Genomic DNA, 16,418 nt, shown 5'->3' with positions numbered 1-16,418 from the left:
AAAGTGCCTTCTGAGCTGTGATGATGAGTGTTCTCTAGGCACTTATCGGCACAACTTCGAAAGGCACTTCCGGTGAAAGTGTCCCATAGGTTCGCTGCGTCGTCGGCGGTCTTCGATGATGCCCATCTCGTGTCGTGCGCCGGTCTGGTGCCGGTAATGACGCTGGCCACCCAGACCGGGCTGTCACAGTTGCTGGCCGACAAGGTTCGTATCAGCGAACCACGGATCAAGTCCGGGTCGGCCAACCCGTCGCCGAAGCTGCTCACCGTGGTCGCCGGAATGTGCGCCGGCGCCGACAGCATTGATGACCTCGACCTCGTGCGTGGCGGCGGGATGAAGACGCTCTTCGATGGGGTCTATGCACCATCGACGATCGGAACACTGTTGCGGGAGTTCACCTTCGGACACGCCCGGCAGTTGGAGTCGGTCCTGCGTCATCATCTGGCCGCACTCTGTGCGCGGGTGGACCTGCTGCCCGGATCCGACACGGGGGCGTTCATCGACATCGACTCACTGCTGCGCCCGGTCTATGGCCACGCCAAACAGGGTGCCTCCTACGGGCATACCAAGATCGCTGGTAAGCAGGTTCTGCGTAAAGGGCTCTCCCCGTTGGCGACGACGATCAGCACCCCCGGAGCGGCGCCGGTGATCGCCGGGATGCGGCTGCGCGCCGGTAAGACCAGTTCCGGGAAGGGTGCGGGCCGCATGGTCGCCCAAGCCATCGCCACCGCCCGCGCCGCCGGCGTGCGCGGGCAACTGCTGGTGCGTGGCGATTCGTCCTACGGCACCCGGTCGGTGGTGGGCGCCTGCCGAGCCCACAATGCGCACTTCTCGGTGGTGATGACCCGCAATACCGCGGTTGATCGGGCCATCAGTTCGATCGACGAGCAGGCCTGGGAGCCGGTCAACTATCCCGGTGCAGTGCGTGATCCCGACACCGGTGACTGGATTTCTGATGCCGAGGTCGCCGAGGTCAGCTACACCGCCTTCGCCTCTACCAAAGATCGGTTCACCGCGCGGTTGGTGGTGCGGCGAGTCAAAGACGCGAGATTTCGGGACGCGCTGTTCCCGGTGTGGCGGTATCACCCGTTCTTCACCAACACAGACTTGCCGACCGCCGAGGCTGACATCACCCACCGCCAGCACGCGATCATCGAAACCGTCTTCGCCGATCTGATCGACGGACCCCTGGCCCACATGCCCTCAGGACAGTTCGGTGCCAACAGTGCGTGGGTGTTGTGCGCGGCGATCGCGCACAACCTGCTGCGCGCCGCCGGCGTGCTCGCAGGAGGTGCCCACGTGGTTGCCCGCGGCGCGACGCTGCGCCGCAAGATCGTCAACATTCCCGCCCGTCTGGCCCGACCCCAGCGTCGACCGATCCTGCACCTCCCCGAGCACTGGCCCTGGACAGAGCACTGGCTCACGTTGTGGCGCAACACCATCGGATACAGCCCACCGCTACCGGCAACGACCTGACCAACGCGCCGAACAGGCCCAACCGGAGCACACAGGAAAAGCTGGGCAGACCAGCAACTACCGCATGCCCGCAACACCGAACGCAGCAGAAACCACACACGGACACCTCAAGGAGGGCCGCTCCACGGATTCAGGCTAAGTATCACGGCGTTACTGCGAGGAGTCTCCCGATTGTTACCGGTATTCAACTGACGGCGGGTGCGTGTCTCCTCTCCGCCGGCCTGGTGCTTGTCTGCACCAGCCCTGGAATCGCCGCGGCCGAAACCGACAGCGTCTCGGCATCGGACACCACTTCCAGCACGGGTCCCAGCAGCACCATTTCGGGTACCAGCATCACGGCCTCCGAGGATGGCACCGTCACGTCGAGCAGCACCACGAGCACCACATCGGGTGGTTCCGGCGGCACGAACAACAAGACCGGCGACAACAGCCCGAGCACATCGGGTTCGTCGGGTGGGGCCACCACTCCCTCCAGTGACACCACGGTGTCCGACACCAGCCGGACCGTGAAGATCACCTCGGGTGGAACTGCCGACGACGACCGGCCCGTCACCACCGTCTCCGCGCAGACCAACACCTCGGTCACCAAGCCGAAGACCACCGACGCGGATTCCGCCGTCGTCGTCGCGGCGACGTCCACCGCCACGGCACCGGCCCCCGCTGCCCCGGCTCCGGCCGAGGCGGTGACCGTCAGTGCACAGACCGTCACCTCGACGTCGACGCCGAGCGGGACGCAACCGGCGACCGGCGCCGAGGCAGGTGCCACGTTGGCCGCATCAACCGGCCCGTCCACCGCACCGGCTGCGCCCGCCGCGGCCGCGCCTGCGGTGCCTGCCCAGACGCCGGCCGCGCCGGCGCCGGCGGTCACCGCACCGCCGAACCTGCGCGAGCTGGTCGCCCATCTCATGAAGGTCCTCGCGACGACGGCCATCGAGGCGGTCGACGCGGTCGTCCAGCTGATGGCCGAGCTCCGTTCCGTACTCGACGCGCCGTCGTCGTTGGGCCAGGGTGTCAGCAACAGGCACGCGTCGAGTGCACTCCACCCGTCCGACTCGATCGTGGTTCTCCTGAAGGAGACGTTGCACCGCGCGTCGATGCCGGATGCGCCGTCGCCGACACCCAACCGCGTCCGGTCGGCGCACGGCAGCGTCGACGTCACCCCGGCGACTCCGGTGTCCGCGATGCTGAAGTCGACCGTGCCGGTTCTCGCCAACCCGCAACGCCCCGGCCCCTTCGGCTTGCCGGCACCCACCGAGGAGGCCGTCGCGGCTCTGGTGGCCATGTCGATATGGGCGCTGCTCTATTCGGCCCTGCCCGGACTCAGCGGTCTGCTCGCCGCCGGCGCGACCGGGGTGCGCATCGGCTACCGCCAGGCCAAAGCGCGAGTGACTCTGCACGACATGAAATTCGCACGATTCGTGCGGTCCGGGCCCATCGGGGTGGTGCGCACGGGATCGCCGGCTGTCGCCCCGGTGAGTATCGCGTCCGGCGACGGGGCGCGGCACCTCAAGATCGCTTCTTGAGCCGTCACCGCCGTCGAAAAGATCTCCGGCTCAGCCGGATCGCAAATGTCGCATGCGTCGCGTGCGTCGCCGCTCTGTTCTGTGGTCCACCGCTCGCGATCGCCGTCCCCGGAGATGTCGTCGGCCTGGTCGACATCTCCGGGGACGGCCGCGCGATCTTCGTGGAGTGCCGCGGAAGCGGTTCTCCGACGGTCGTTCTGATGGCAGGCAAGGGTAACGGCGTCGACGACTGGCTGCAGATCCTCGCCCCCGACGACCCGGAACACGACGCACCGGGCGACAACCTGCCCTTCGGCCACGGCGACCTTATCCACAGCAGCGAGGCCGTTCTGCCCGCCATCGCCCGCTTCACCCGGGTGTGCGCGTACGACCGGCCCGACGTCCGCATGGGCGGCAGCGACATCTCGACACCGCGCGCGCAACCCCACAGCGTCGACCTAGACGTCGACGATCTGCACGCCCTGCTCACGGCCCTCGGCGAGCCTGCCCCGTACGTCCTTGTCGCACACTCGTACTCAGGGCTGATCGCAGACCTCTATGCCCGCATGCACCCCGAGACGGTCGGCGCACTGGTCATGGTCGACGCGGTGAGTGAGCAGATGGCGGACGTCGTCAACCCGGCCGCGCTCGCGAACTGGGACGCCAGCAATGCGACGACGTCAGATCAGGTGCGTGAGGGCGTGCTTCTCATCGACGCGTTCGGCCGCATCGCTGCCGCACCTGGCCTGCCCGCGGTGCCGGCCGTCGTGCTCTCGGCCGACAAACCATGGCGCACCGATCTTCTGCCGGAGTCGGCGAGGCAGGGCGAGCAGGTCACGTTCGCCGACTGGCTCGTCGCGCAGGATCGCCTCGCCGCGGCGATCGGCGCCGGGCACATCACCGAAACCCACAGCGGCCACGACATCTACCTCTACTCCCCCGCGTTGGTGGTCGAAGCGATCCGGGACGTCGTCGCTCAGGTGACTCGCGTCCACGGTTGACAGTTGTGCGTCTCGAACGCCTTCACCGTCGAGTTGATGTTCGCGTTCATCGGGCCCACCGACATGTTCGTCGCGACCACATTGTCCTTGTTCGCATCGGGCGTGCTGTAGGTGAACCACATGCACATCGAGTCCTGTGTCGGTACGTCGTTGATCCAGACCGCGAACGGTGACTCCGATCCCCCGGTGGTGTACAGACCCGGTGCGATGTCGGTACCGACCAGAAAGAATCCCTCGCCGGGAATCGGGTCGAGTGTCGCGGCCGCGGGCACGGCCAGTGCCGGGGCCAGGCACGCCACCACCCCGGCCACCGCGACACACCGCCCCGTGCGCATGGAGCAATAGTGCGCGCCCACCGTGGGCCTTGTTGACGCTTTTCGCTCGAAATCCGTGCATAACGCCCACGCTCGGCAGAGGGTCACTACTGTCAGATGATGAGCGCGTGGCCGTTGGTGCCCGGTTTTGTCCGGGCCGCCACCGGCGCCGTGATCGCGGCGATCACGTTCGTCGCGGCGTCTGCGTGTGCAACGGCACCCGCCGCCCCTCCGATTGCCGCGCAACTCGACGATGCGGTCGGGAAAGTCATGGCGGACCTGTCGATCCCCGGGGCCGTTGTCGGTTTCTGGGGGCCTGACGTCACCTATGTTCGGGCATTCGGCGTCGCCGACACCGCGACCCGAGCCCCCATGCAGGCCGACATGTACACACGGATCGGCAGTCTGACAAAGACTTTCACCATCACCGCGCTGCTGACACTGATCGATCAGGGCAAGGCGGGACTCGACGACCCGATCTCGATGTACGTCGCGGACGTGCCGTCGGGCGACACGATCACGTTGCGTCACCTGGCGCAGATGCAAAGCGGTCTGGTCACCTACGACGGCGTGCCGGAATTCGAGGCCGCGTTCCTCGCCGACCCGCAACGAACTTTCACTCCACAACAACTGCTGGGCTACGCCCTCGACAAACCGCTGCAGTTCCCACCGGGAACGCAGTACGACTACTGCAACACCAACACCGTGCTTCTCGGTCTGGTGGTCGAGAAACTCAGCGGCCAGAGCCTCGCGGACTATGTCCGGCAGCACATCCTGGTGCCATTGAAGTTGACGCACACGAGCATTCCCACGTCACCGGCCTTCCCCGAGCCCCATCCGCAGGGCTACACGGTCCTGGACGGAACCCCGCGCGTCACCACCGACTGGAACCCGTCCTGGGCGTGGTCGAACGGCAACATGATCTCGACTCTCGACGACATGCGGGTCTGGGCACAGAAGCTGTCGTCGGGCGAGTTGCTCTCCGAGAATCTTCGCGACGAACGCTTCCGCACCGCCCTGCCGATGAGCGAGAACGCGAAATACGGTGTGGGCGCCTTCGACACGAACGGCTGGATCGGCCACAGTGGCATCACCCCGGGCTTCGAGACCGTCGTGGTGGGACTTCCCGAGGCCCAGAGCACGCTCGTGGTCTTCGTCAACACCGATGTGCCCCACGAGGTCGGCACGGCCGTCGCGACCGCGGTCACCGGGGTGGTCACGCCCGACAATGTCTACCGCTGACGCGGCTCACGCACTATAGGCCGCATACGTCGACCGGTACCCCCGAGCGCGAGCCAGCGGTGAGAGTGTCTCCCACTGGTATTACTGATCTGGCCCCTATCGCCAACATGGACACCATGGTCGTGGTTTCGCCGCCAGGAGCGGAAATCACAGCCATGATGTCGAGCTCGGAGACGGGACGCTGACAAGTAGTACCCCAGGGTCCTGACCGAAGCTCGACGCGCTCGGCAAAATGATTCAGGCCCAGCCGAATTGCTGCATCGTCACGCCGTCGCTCCAGATCTTCGTCATATGGCGGATCTTGTCGCCTCGAAGTCCACCACGTCCGCCAGCGCGTCGGCCTGCGCGGTGAAGGTGGCATCGGAGTGGCAGTACTGCCGGCAGCGGGCCCAGCCCTTGCCGGTCTCGCAGGCCTCGAAAAACCGCTCAGCGGCGCCCGCACCCAAACGAAAACACCCCCGGCCCAAGCGGACCGGGGGTGTCGCGTGAAATGGATCAGTGAGCGTGGCCGTGGTGGTGGCCGTGGCCGTGCTCGTCCTCGTCGGCCGGCTTGTCGACGACGGCGGTCTCCGTCGTCAGGATCATCCGGGCCACCGAGGCGGCGTTGAGAACAGCCGAGCGGGTCACCTTGGCCGGATCGACGACGCCGGCGGAGACCAGATCACCGAACTCCAGCGTGGCGGCGTTGAAGCCCTGCCCCTTGGGAAGTTCGGAGACCTTGTTCACCACGACGGAACCGTCGAGGCCGGCGTTGGTGGCGATCCAGTAGAGCGGAGCCGACAGCGCCGAGGCGAAGACGTCGACGCCGAGCGCCTCGTCACCGCTGAGCTCGCCGCGGAGCTTCTCCACCGCCGAGCGGGCCTGCACCAGTGCGGCGCCGCCGCCGGTCACGATGCCCTCCTCGACCGCTGCCTTGGCCGCGGCAACCGCGTCCTCGACCGCTTCCTTGCGCTTCTTCAGGTCGGTCTCGGTGGCCGCGCCGACCTTGATCACCGCGACGCCGCCGGCCAGCTTGGCCAGCCGCTCCTGCAGCTTCTCGCGATCCCAGTCGGAGTCGGTGGTCTCGATCTCGGACTTGATCTGCTTGACGCGATCGGCGATCGCCTCGGCGGTGCCGCCGCCGTCGACGATCACGGTGCTGTCCTTGTTGACCACGACACGACGTGCCGAGCCGAGGACCTCCAGGCCGACCTCACGCAGCAGGAGGCCGACGTCGGGGTTGACGACCTGGCCGCCGGTGACGATCGCGAGATCGTCCAGGAACGCCTTGCGGCGATCACCGAAGAACGGCGCCTTGACCGCAACGGCCTTGAGCGTCTTGCGGATCGCGTTGACGACGAGGGTCGACAGGGCTTCGCCCTCGACGTCCTCGGCGACGATCAGCAGCGGCTTGCCTGCCTCGGCGACCTTCTCCAGCAGCGGCAGCAGATCCGGCAGCGAGCTGATCTTGTCGCGGTGCAGCAGCACCAGCGCGTCTTCGAGAACTGCTTCCTGCGAGTCGAAGTCGGTGACGAAGTAGGCCGACAGGAAGCCCTTGTCGAAGCCGACGCCCTCGGTGACCTCGAGGTAGGTCTCCAGCGTCGAGGATTCCTCGACGGTGACGACGCCGTCGTGACCCACCTTGGTCATGGCCTCACCGACGAGTTCGCCGACCTGCTCGTCGCGCGACGAGACGGTGGCGACCTGCGCGATGGCCTTCTTGTCGTCGACCGGCGTGGCCGAGGCGAGAAGCGCCTCGCTGGTCGCGTTGGCGGCCTTGCTGATGCCCGAACCAAGGGCGATCGGGTTGGCACCGGCGGCGACGTTGCGCAGACCGGCCTTGACCAGCGCCTGGGCCAGCACGGTGGCGGTGGTGGTGCCGTCACCGGCGACGTCGTTGGTCTTGGTGGCGACCGACTTCACCAGCTGGGCGCCGAGGTTCTCGTACGGATCCTCGAGGTCGATCTCGCGGGCGATCGTCACACCGTCGTTGGTGACCTGCGGGCCGCCGAAAGACTTGGCCAGCACCACGTGACGACCGCGCGGGCCGAGCGTGACCTTGACGGCGTCGGCGAGCTTGTCGACGCCGGCCTCCATCGCCCGGCGGGCGGTTTCGTTGAATTCAATCTGCTTGCTCATAAGTCTCTTTCAGACGCCTAACGCGTACCGCCCCGGACATCACCCGTGTGACACGGGGACCTCCGGGGCGGTTACACGAGTGATTACTTGGAGACGACAGCCAGCACGTCGCGGGCCGACAGGATCAGGTACTCCTCGCCGTTGTACTTGATCTCGGTGCCGCCGTACTTGCTGTAGATGACGGTGTCACCCTCGGCAACGTCCAGGGGGATCCGCTTCTCGCCGTCCTCATCCCAGCGGCCGGGGCCAACTGCGACGACGGTGCCTTCCTGCGGCTTCTCCTTGGCGGTGTCGGGGATGACCAGACCCGAAGCGGTCGTGGTCTCGGCCTCGTTGGCCTGAACGAGGATCTTGTCCTCGAGTGGCTTGATGTTCACGCTCGCCACGATGGAGCCCTCCACTAGTTAAAGGTGAGATCCGGGAAGTCCCCAGATTCCGGTTACCAGGTTGTTCGGCATGCGTCCTGACCCCTCGCTCCGTCGTCGCGGGTGCCGGCACGTGGGGCGTCCGCCTGCCACCTAGCACTCTATACATGAGAGTGCTAGCACTCAAGGTTGCCCCGTGATTGCTCCGCGATTACTTGGGCAAGGTGTCCGGATCCAGCATGAGGTGTTCCGACACGTCACCGATCATCTCGACGTCCACCCGCCGCTCGGTGAAGTGCCACCCCGTGTCGTCCAGGGCGAACGTGTCCGCGTAGCGCCCGGCCACGATGGGCTGCAGCGCAATGGTCTCGGTGTTCTGGATGACGACGAACGTCGACCGCGCCTGCGCGCGCTCCCCGTTGATGTCGATGATCGGGTTGAGCACCAGATGCCGAGTGCGGGGCCGGTTGCCGTGCTCGGGGAAACGCCGCGTGGTCGACGCGAACAACGCGGCGATGCCCTCGGCGCCCGCGACGCCCATGAAGTCGCCGCGGCCCAGCAGCTGCCCGACGCCGTCGAAGTCGCCGGCGTCGACGAGCTCGGCGTAGCGGTACAGCAGCTCGGTGATCTGCAGTGTGTGCGCGAGCCGCTCGGGGTTCACGCGACCTGGCCCTTGACGACCGGCAGCCCCGGGTCGCTGGCCGCGTCCAGCGGCGACGGTTGCGCGCCCGCGGCGATCAGGTGCGCGGCGAACGACGCGATCATCGCGCCGTTGTCGGTGCACAGCCGGGGACGCGGCACCCGCAACGTAAGCCCTGCGGCCGCGCAGCGCTCCTCGGCGAGCTCACGCAGCCGCGAGTTGGCGGCCACGCCGCCTGCGATCAACAACGTCGACACCCCGAGATCGGTCGCAGCGCGCACGGCCTTGGCGGTCAGCACGTCGGCGACCGACTCCTGGAAACCGGCGGCCACGTCGGCGTGGGACGCCTCGGGATGGGCTTCGACGTAGCGGGCGACGGCGGTCTTGAGGCCCGAGAAGCTGAACGTGTACGGATCATCGCGCGGACCGGTCATGCCGCGCGGGAAGACGATGGCATTGCGGTCGCCGGTGCGGGCCAGTTCGTCGAGCACCCGGCCACCGGGATAGCCGAGCCCCAGCAGCCGGGCCACTTTGTCGTAGGCCTCGCCCGCGGCGTCGTCGACGGTGCTGCCCAACTCGATGATCGGCTCGCCGAGTGAACGCACGTGCAACAGGTGGGTGTGCCCGCCGGAGACCAGCAGACCCACGCTCTCGGGCAGCGGGCCGTGGTCGTAGACGTCGGCAGCCAGGTGCCCGCCGAGGTGGTTGACGCCGTAGAACGGCACACCCCAACCTGCCGCGTAGGCCTTGGCCGCGGCGACCCCGACCAGCAGCGCGCCGGCCAGGCCGGGTCCGATGGTGGCCGCGACGACGTCGGGGCGCTCGATGCCCGCCGCGTCGAGCGCGCGCCGCATCGTCGGTCCGAGCGCCTCAAGGTGCGCGCGTGAGGCGATCTCGGGGACGACGCCGCCGAAGCGGGCGTGTTCGTCGACGCTGGAGGCGACCTCGTCGGCCAGCAGTGCCACGGTGCCGTCGTCGCGCAGATCGGCGATTCCGACGCCGGTTTCGTCGCAGGAACTCTCGATGGCCAGGATGATCACTTCGGGCCCTCCTGGGGCAGGCGTTGCATGGTGTAGGCGTCGGCTCCGCTGGCCCGGTAGTACCGCTTGCGCAGTCCGATCGTGACGAACCCGAGGCTTTCGTACAGTTTGATCGCCGGTTCGTTGTCGGTGCGGACTTCGAGGAAGACCGTTCCGCCCGAGGCATATTCGAGCAGCAGCTGCATCATCGCCCGCCCGATGCCGCGGCCCTGATGATCGGGGTCGACGCCGATGGTGTGGATCTCGTACTCGTACGGCACGGCGCGGCCCAACCGTGCGATTCCCGCGTACCCCACCAGCTTTCCGTCACAGCGGGCCGCGATGTAGTGGTTGTGCTTGGCGGCCAGTTCGGCGAGGAACGCCCGCGCGGGCCACGGGTCGTCGCCGCCGAACAGCTGGGATTCCAGTTCGGCGCAGCGTGCGGCGTCGTCTTTGTGCAGCGGCGTGTACTGCACCGTGCCGTCGATGCTCATCGCTTCACCGCCGCGGACGGTTTCGCGTCGGGCCTGCGCAGGTACAGCGGCACGAGCGGTTGCGGATCGTCCCAGTCGGCGACCGCAGCGACCAGCCCGGCCGGCGTCGGGTACACCTGCTCCAGTACCGGCAGGTCGAACAACGCGGTGTGGGCAGGTGATCCGGCGACCGCGGCGACGGGCGCGTCCAGCAGCGCGGGTACATCGGCGGGCGCGTTCACCGACGGGCCCGCCACGCGCGCGCCGTCGTGATACCGCGCCCAGTACACCTCGCGGCGGCGCGCGTCGGTGACGACGAGGACGTCGCCGCGGGTGTCTCCGCCGATCGCGTCGAGGCTGCACACACCGTGCACCGGGACCCCGATGGCATGCGCGAACGCCGCGGCGCTGGCCATACCGACGCGCAGGCCGGTGAACGGGCCGGGCCCGCATCCCACGACAACGGCGTCGAGATCGCCCGCGGTGATCCCGGCGTCACCCAGCGCGGCGACGATGTTGGGCGTCAACTGCTCGGCGTGTGCCCGCGCGTCGATGGTCACGCGTTCGGCGAGCGTCGCGGGCGCCTCGCCGTCGCTCAGACGCACCACGCCTGCGCTCACGGCGGGGGTCGCGGTGTCGATGGTCAGGACGGTGCGCGTCACGTCCGGCTCCAATGCCAGGTCACAGTGCGGGTCTCGGTGTCGGATCCGCGGTCGATGTGGATGTCGAGGTGGCTGTCGGACAGGCGTTCGGCCAGGCCTTCGCCCCACTCGACCACCACGACGGCGTCCTCGAGGTCGGTGTCGAGGTCCAGCGCGTCGAGTTCACCGAGCAGATCGGCGCCGGGCTCGTCGAGCAGCCGGTACATGTCGACGTGCACCATGGCGGGCCGGTCCGCCTGGCGGGCCCGGTGCACGCGCGCCAGTACGAACGTCGGTGACACCACCGGGCCCTCGACATCCATTGCTTGTGCGATTCCCTTGGCCAGCACGGTCTTTCCCGCTCCGAGCGGTCCGGACAGCACCACCACGTCACCGGCTTTCAGGTGGGCACCCAACTGCGCGCCCAGCGCGATGGTGTCCTCCGCGGTGGCCGGCCGCGCTGTCCCGTCCACCCGCTCACCCATGGGGCCGTACCCGGTTGCGCACCCGGCGCGCCAGCGCGACGAGTTTCGACGGGGTCGCGCGCTCGACCAGACGTATCAGCGCGTCGTTGATCACTTCAGGCTCCTCAAGCTGCACCAGGTGTCCCGCTCCCCCGACGACCACCAGTTCGGATTTCGGCAACCGCTCGGCCATTTCCCTGGAGTATTCCACCGGGGTGAGCAGGTCACGGTCACCGCACGCGATCAACGTCGGCACCCCGGCCAGCACGTCGAGCGCCGCGGTCTCGTCGTGCACCTCGAGCGCGTGCAGGAACTCCACGAGCGTCGGGATCGGCGTGCCGTGCATCATGTCCGCGGCGAACGCCGCGACACTCGGGCTCACCTGTTCGTCGCCGAACGACCCCGCCTGCAGGATCGGCGCGATCAGCGAGCGCGCCGCACCACGTGTGCGGTGCACGAGTTTCGGCGCATAACGCGCAGAGAACCGCACGGCCTCCAGCGCCGGGTTGCGCAGGATCTCGCCCAGTGGGGAGCGGTCGACGCCCTCGGCCGCCGACGAGATGAGCGCAGCGCCGACGATGCGCGCCGGGTAGCGCTGCGGGAACTGCCGGGCGTGCGACAGCACCGTCATACCGCCCATCGAATGGCCCACCAGCACCACCGGTCCGCGCGGGGCCGTCACGGCCAGAACGGATTCCAGGTCCCGCCCGAGTTGTTCGACGGTGTAGGTGTCGGGCGGTGCCTCCCCGGAGCGGCCGTGACCGCGCTGGTCGTAGAACACCATGCGCACCTGATCGCCCCACTGCTCGGCCAGGCGGGCCCGCTGGAAATGAAAGGCGCTCATGCGCAGGCAGAATCCGTGCGCGAACACCACGGTCAACTTGGCGTCCTTCGGGCCCACCTCGCGCACCGCGAGCGGCACGCCGTCGTCGGTGGTGATCACCGAGCTGCGATCGGCGTCGAGCAGCTCGAAATCCTCACCGGCGTAGGGGTCTTCCTTGCTCACCCGCAAGGTGAGCGAGCGCGCGATCGACACACCTGCCACGGTGCCGACAGCGGCCAGCCCGGCCACGCCGGCAAGCCATCGCACGCTGCTCAATCTTGTTGTCCTGCCGGAAGGTACGTACGGGTGACGCGTCCGCGCGGGCTCGTGACGACCTCGTAGTGGATGGTGTCGAGCAGTTCGGCCCAGTCCTGCGCGGTCGGTTCACCGCGGGTGCCCGGACCGAACAGGATGGCCTCGTCGCCCACGGCCACGTCGTTTGCATCGGGCCCGAGGTCGACCACGAACTGGTCCATGCAGATCCGGCCGACGGCGCGCCTGCGCCTGCCCCTGATCAGAACGTCGATGCGTCCGCTCAGTGCGCGGTACACACCGTCGGCGTAACCGATGGGCAGCAGCGCCAGCGTGGTGTCGCGGTCGGCGACCCACCGGTGCCCGTACGACACCCCATCCCCGGCGTGCACGGAGCGAACAAGCGCGACTGGGCATTTCAAGGTCATCGCGGGCCGCAGGCCCATGTCGCCGCGCTCGGGGATGGGGCTGAGCCCGTACAGCGCGATGCCGGGGCGCACCATCTCGAACGCCAGGTCGGGCCTGGTCATGGCCGCAGGCGAGTTGCACAGGTGCGCCACCTCGTAGTCGACGCCGTGCTCGCGCGCATGGGCACGCAGGTCGGACAGTCGCTGTCCTTGCAGACCGTTGAACGGGTTGTCCGGTTCGTCGCCGTGCACCAGGTGGCTCATCAGACCGCGCACCCGGATTACGCCGTCGGCCTGCGCGCGGCGCAGGACGTCGAGCACCTCGGGATAGTCGGCAGCCCTGACGCCGTTGCGGCTGAGCCCGGTATCGACCTTGACGGTCACCGTCGCGGTGCGGCCGACCTCGGCCGCGGCCGCCGTCACCTGTTCGAGTTGGCGGCGTGACGACACGGCGACCTCGATGTCGGCGGCGATCGCCGGGGCGAAGTCGGTGCCGGGCGTATGCAGCCACGCCAGGACCGGCGCCGTGATGCCGCCCTCACGCAGCGCGAGCGCCTCGGGGATGGTCGCGACGCCGAGAGCGGCGGCCCCGGCGGCCAGCGCGGTGCGGGCCACCGGGAGCGCCCCGTGTCCGTAGGCGTCGGCCTTGACCACCGCCATCACGTCCGCGGAACCGGCGAGTTCGCGCAGCACGCGCACGTTGTGGTCGATGGCGCCCAGATCGATCACGGCCTGCGCCGACGCCAGTGGCGCAGGCGGTGTCATGGGCTCGGTGGTCTGCATCGTCATAATCTCCGGCGCCCATTGTCCCAGAGGCCGCAGACCGCCCAGTGCTGGGCTAATGCGCGAAAGGCTGGAGCTGGTCGAACTGCCCGCGCGGTTTGAGCGCGTCGAGCTGGCCCAGCACCGTGATGATGTCGTCCTTGAGCGCCCGCGCGAGGTCGGCGGAGAACCCCTCACGGACCACCACACGCAGCACCACGACGTCTTCGGCGCCCTCGGGCATGGTGTACGCGGGCACCTGCCAGCCGTGCGCCCGCAGTGCCTGCGAGATGTCGAACTCGGTGTAACCCGGATCGCCCTTGAGACGGAACGCCACGACCGGGATGGCCGAACCGTCGGAGATCAGCTCGAAATGCTCGCTGTCGCGCAGCTCGTCGCCCAGCCACCGGGCGGTCTGCGACAGGCACTGCATCACCTGGGTGTACCCGGCGCGCCCCAGCCGCAGGAAGTTGTAGTACTGCCCCACCACCTGGTTGCCGGGCCGCGAGAAGTTCAGCGTGAACGTCGGCATGTCGCCGCCGAGGTAGTTGACCCGGAACACCAGCTCCTCAGGCAGGTGCTCTTTGTTGCGCCACACCACGAACCCGACACCCGGGTACGTCAGGCCGTACTTGTGGCCGCTGACGTTGATCGACACCACGCGGGGCAGCCGGAAGTCCCACACCAGGTCGGGATGGATGAACGGCACGACGAACCCGCCGCTGGCCGCGTCGACGTGCACCGGCACGTCCACCCCGCCGCCCGCGGCGAGCTTGTCCAGCGCCTCGCAGATCTCGGCGACCGGTTCCAGCTCGCCGGTGTAGGTGGTGCCCAGGATCGCCACGACGCCGATGGTGTCCTCGTCGACGGCGTCGAGAACCTGCTCGGGCGTGATGACGTAGCGGCCCTCGGCCATCGGCAGGTAGCGGGGTTCGACGTCGAAGTAGCGGCAGAACTTCTCCCACACCACCTGGACGTTGGCGCCCATCACCAGGTTCGGCGTGCGTCCCTTCCAGTCGCCGGCCTTGGCGCGCCAGCGCCATTTCATCGCCAGCCCGGCCAGCATCACGGCCTCGCTGGACCCGATCGTCGACACCCCGACGGCGCTCGCCGGGTCGTCGTCGCGCAGATCCTCGGCGTGGAACAGGTCGGCCACCATCGACACGCAGCGGGCCTCGATGGCCGCGGTGGCCGGGTACTCGTCCTTGTCGATCATGTTCTTGTCGAACGTCTCGGCCATGAGCTTCTCGGCCTCGGGGTCCATCCACGTCGTCACGAACGTCGCGAGGTTCAGCCGCGAGCTGCCGTCGAGCATCAACTCGTCGTGGATGAACCGGTATGCCGCGGACGGGTCCATGGCCTCGTCGGGCAGGCGCAGCGACGGCACGGGCGCCATGGCCAACCGTCCGGTGTACGCCGGCGCGACGTGCGGACCGCGACTCTGCTTGTGCGACATGAAGTTTCCTTTCGAGGTGCTCACAGGGCCGCGATCGCGGCCCGAACTTGTCCGAGTATGCGTGAAGCCGATGTCGGTACCGGGCGCGGCCCGGCGTCGGCCGCGGACAGGTTGGCCGCGCGCGCGTGCACGAATGCCGCGGCCGCGGCGGCCTCTCCCGGCGGCAGGCCGGACGCCAGCAGCGCGCCGATGATGCCCGACAGCACGTCCCCGGAACCTGCGGTCGCGGCCCAGGACTGCCCGGCGGGGTTCAGGTACGTCGTGGCGCCGGGGGTGGCGATCACCGTGACATTGCCTTTGAGCAGCAGCGTCACGCCCAGGCGCTCGGCGAGTTCGCGGGCCGCGGCGACGCGGTCGGTGCCCGGCGGTGCGCCGGCCAGGCGGGCGAACTCGCCCGCGTGCGGGGTGAGTACCGTCGGCGCGCTGCGCCCGGTCACCGGTGCGGGATCGGCGGCCAGCATCGTGAGCGCGTCGGCGTCGACGATCACGGGCAGATCGGTCTGCAGCGCGAACCGCAGTGCGGCCTTCGCGGTGTCGTCGGTGCCCAGGCCGGGGCCGACCACCCAGGCCTGCACGCGACCCGCCTCCTGCGGGGTGGACGAGGCGATCACCTCGGGCCAGTGCGCGAGCACCTGCTGCGCGGCACTGCCCGCGTAGCGCACCATGCCCGACGTCGCCGCGACGGCCGCGCCGGTGCTGAGCACCGCGGCGCCCGGGTAGGTCGCCGAACCGGACAGCACGCCCGTGACGCCCTGTGTGTACTTGTCGTCGCGCCGGCCGGGCACCGGCCACAGCGCCCGCACGTCGGCGGCCTCGAACGACGCCAGATCGGTGGGCGCCAGGTCGAGTCCGATGTCGATCAACTCGACGCGCCCGCATTCACCCAGCGCGTGCACGGGCTTGAGCGCGCCGAAGGTAACGGTGAGCGCGGCGCGCACGTGCGGGCCGTCGGTGGCGCCGGTGTGCACGTCGATGCCGCTGGGGATGTCGACGGCGACGACGGGCGCGTCGGTGCTCGCGAAGACCTCGGCCGCATTGGGCCGCAGCGGTCCGCGCCCGGAGATGCCGACCACGCCGTCGATCACCAGATCGGTTGCCGGGTCGACCGTTTGCACGATCTGCCCGCCCGCGCGGCGGAACGCCGTGAGCGCGGCGACGTGCGTGCGTTCGGGGTTCAGCAGAACCGCGTCGGCGGCCGCGCCGCGGCGGCGCAGGAACGTCGCGGCCCACAGCGCGTCGCCCCCGTTGTCGCCCGAGCCCACGACGGCGCACACCCGGCGACCGGCCACCCCGCCCGTGCGCGCGGACAGTTCCCGCAGGATCGCCGTCGCCAGACCGTAGGCCGCGCGGCGCATCAGAGCTCCGTCAGGCAGCGCTGCCAACAGAGGCGCCTCGGCTTCACGGATCGCGTCGGCGGAGTAGTAGTGCCGCATCAGCTCCCATCCTGCTCGACGTGTCCGCGC

General features: G+C 68.8%; 18 protein-coding genes. 4 read left to right on the top strand and 14 right to left on the bottom strand.

Features of this window, described 5'->3' with window-relative positions; translation table 11 throughout:
• Window positions 1-72 precede the first annotated feature (72 nt).
• A complete protein-coding gene (locus AT701_RS08205; RefSeq protein ID WP_058124898.1) occupies window positions 73-1,476 on the top strand; it encodes an IS1380 family transposase in 1,404 nt (467 codons plus the stop codon).
• 184 nt (window positions 1,477-1,660) lie between these two features.
• Here the strand turns inward: AT701_RS08205 and AT701_RS35650 are convergent, their stop codons facing one another.
• Window positions 1,661-1,972: a hypothetical protein gene (locus AT701_RS35650; protein ID WP_011727760.1), complete on the bottom strand. Its 312-nt coding sequence runs from the start codon at window positions 1,970-1,972 to the stop codon at window positions 1,661-1,663.
• Between AT701_RS35650 and AT701_RS08200 the strand changes: the two genes are divergently transcribed.
• Entirely contained in the window at window positions 1,962-2,999 is a 1,038-nt protein-coding gene (locus tag AT701_RS08200; protein WP_223495447.1) for a hypothetical protein, read from the top strand. The genes AT701_RS35650 and AT701_RS08200 overlap by 11 nt on opposite strands.
• Window positions 2,996-3,979 (top strand): alpha/beta fold hydrolase, encoded by a 984-nt coding sequence (locus AT701_RS08195; protein WP_058125629.1) that lies wholly within the window; start codon window positions 2,996-2,998, stop codon window positions 3,977-3,979. The genes AT701_RS08200 and AT701_RS08195 overlap by 4 nt, the downstream gene beginning before the upstream one ends.
• Here AT701_RS08195 and AT701_RS08190 read toward each other — a convergent pair.
• Entirely contained in the window at window positions 3,955-4,314 is a 360-nt protein-coding gene (locus AT701_RS08190; protein ID WP_029104557.1) for an Rv1352/Rv1906c domain-containing protein, read from the bottom strand. The genes AT701_RS08195 and AT701_RS08190 overlap by 25 nt on opposite strands.
• A gap of 99 nt (window positions 4,315-4,413) precedes the next feature.
• Here AT701_RS08190 and AT701_RS08185 point away from each other — a divergent pair, with 99 nt between their 5' ends.
• Window positions 4,414-5,535: a serine hydrolase domain-containing protein gene (locus AT701_RS08185; RefSeq protein WP_014877125.1), complete on the top strand. Its 1,122-nt coding sequence runs from the start codon at window positions 4,414-4,416 to the stop codon at window positions 5,533-5,535.
• Window positions 5,536-5,822: 287 nt separating this feature from the next.
• On the opposite strand, the gene AT701_RS35645 is transcribed toward AT701_RS08185, so the two are convergent.
• From AT701_RS35645 to AT701_RS08125, 12 genes are all read right to left on the bottom strand, one after another.
• On the bottom strand, window positions 5,823-5,981 hold the full coding sequence (locus AT701_RS35645; protein WP_223495445.1) for a hypothetical protein: 159 nt from the start codon (window positions 5,979-5,981) through the stop codon (window positions 5,823-5,825).
• A 49-nt stretch (window positions 5,982-6,030) separates the two neighbouring features.
• The gene (gene groL, locus AT701_RS08175; RefSeq protein WP_058125628.1) at window positions 6,031-7,653 is read right to left on the bottom strand and encodes a chaperonin GroEL; all 1,623 of its coding nucleotides are present in this window, start codon (window positions 7,651-7,653) and stop codon (window positions 6,031-6,033) included.
• Window positions 7,654-7,736: 83 nt separating this feature from the next.
• Entirely contained in the window at window positions 7,737-8,039 is a 303-nt protein-coding gene (groES, locus tag AT701_RS08170) for a co-chaperone GroES (protein WP_003892970.1), read from the bottom strand.
• 190 nt (window positions 8,040-8,229) lie between these two features.
• A complete protein-coding gene (locus AT701_RS08165) occupies window positions 8,230-8,679 on the bottom strand; it encodes a nuclear transport factor 2 family protein (RefSeq protein WP_058125627.1) in 450 nt (149 codons plus the stop codon).
• Window positions 8,676-9,698 (bottom strand): tRNA (adenosine(37)-N6)-threonylcarbamoyltransferase complex transferase subunit TsaD, encoded by a 1,023-nt coding sequence (gene tsaD, locus AT701_RS08160; protein WP_058125626.1) that lies wholly within the window; start codon window positions 9,696-9,698, stop codon window positions 8,676-8,678. Before tsaD ends, AT701_RS08165 begins: the two co-directional genes overlap by 4 nt.
• On the bottom strand, window positions 9,695-10,171 hold the full coding sequence (gene rimI / locus AT701_RS08155) for a ribosomal protein S18-alanine N-acetyltransferase (RefSeq protein WP_011727751.1): 477 nt from the start codon (window positions 10,169-10,171) through the stop codon (window positions 9,695-9,697). Before rimI ends, tsaD begins: the two co-directional genes overlap by 4 nt.
• Window positions 10,168-10,812 carry a tRNA (adenosine(37)-N6)-threonylcarbamoyltransferase complex dimerization subunit type 1 TsaB gene (gene tsaB / locus AT701_RS08150; protein WP_011727750.1) on the bottom strand — a complete coding sequence of 215 codons (645 nt, stop codon included), beginning with the start codon at window positions 10,810-10,812 and terminating at the stop codon, window positions 10,168-10,170. The genes rimI and tsaB overlap by 4 nt, the downstream gene beginning before the upstream one ends.
• Window positions 10,809-11,276: a tRNA (adenosine(37)-N6)-threonylcarbamoyltransferase complex ATPase subunit type 1 TsaE gene (gene tsaE, locus AT701_RS08145; protein ID WP_058125625.1), complete on the bottom strand. Its 468-nt coding sequence runs from the start codon at window positions 11,274-11,276 to the stop codon at window positions 10,809-10,811. The genes tsaB and tsaE overlap by 4 nt, the downstream gene beginning before the upstream one ends.
• Window positions 11,269-12,354 carry an alpha/beta fold hydrolase gene (locus tag AT701_RS08140; protein WP_223495443.1) on the bottom strand — a complete coding sequence of 362 codons (1,086 nt, stop codon included), beginning with the start codon at window positions 12,352-12,354 and terminating at the stop codon, window positions 11,269-11,271. Before AT701_RS08140 ends, tsaE begins: the two co-directional genes overlap by 8 nt.
• On the bottom strand, window positions 12,351-13,520 hold the full coding sequence (gene alr / locus AT701_RS08135) for an alanine racemase (protein ID WP_058127573.1): 1,170 nt from the start codon (window positions 13,518-13,520) through the stop codon (window positions 12,351-12,353). Before alr ends, AT701_RS08140 begins: the two co-directional genes overlap by 4 nt.
• A gap of 55 nt (window positions 13,521-13,575) precedes the next feature.
• The gene (gene gad / locus AT701_RS08130) at window positions 13,576-14,955 is read right to left on the bottom strand and encodes a glutamate decarboxylase (protein WP_011727746.1); all 1,380 of its coding nucleotides are present in this window, start codon (window positions 14,953-14,955) and stop codon (window positions 13,576-13,578) included.
• 20 nt (window positions 14,956-14,975) lie between these two features.
• Entirely contained in the window at window positions 14,976-16,388 is a 1,413-nt protein-coding gene (locus tag AT701_RS08125) for a bifunctional ADP-dependent NAD(P)H-hydrate dehydratase/NAD(P)H-hydrate epimerase (protein WP_058125624.1), read from the bottom strand.
• Window positions 16,389-16,418: the final 30 nt, after the last annotated feature.

Source organism: Mycolicibacterium smegmatis (assembly GCF_001457595.1).
GTDB lineage: Bacteria > Actinomycetota > Actinomycetes > Mycobacteriales > Mycobacteriaceae > Mycobacterium > Mycobacterium smegmatis.
This window is presented reverse-complemented; position numbering and strand designations above follow the sequence as displayed.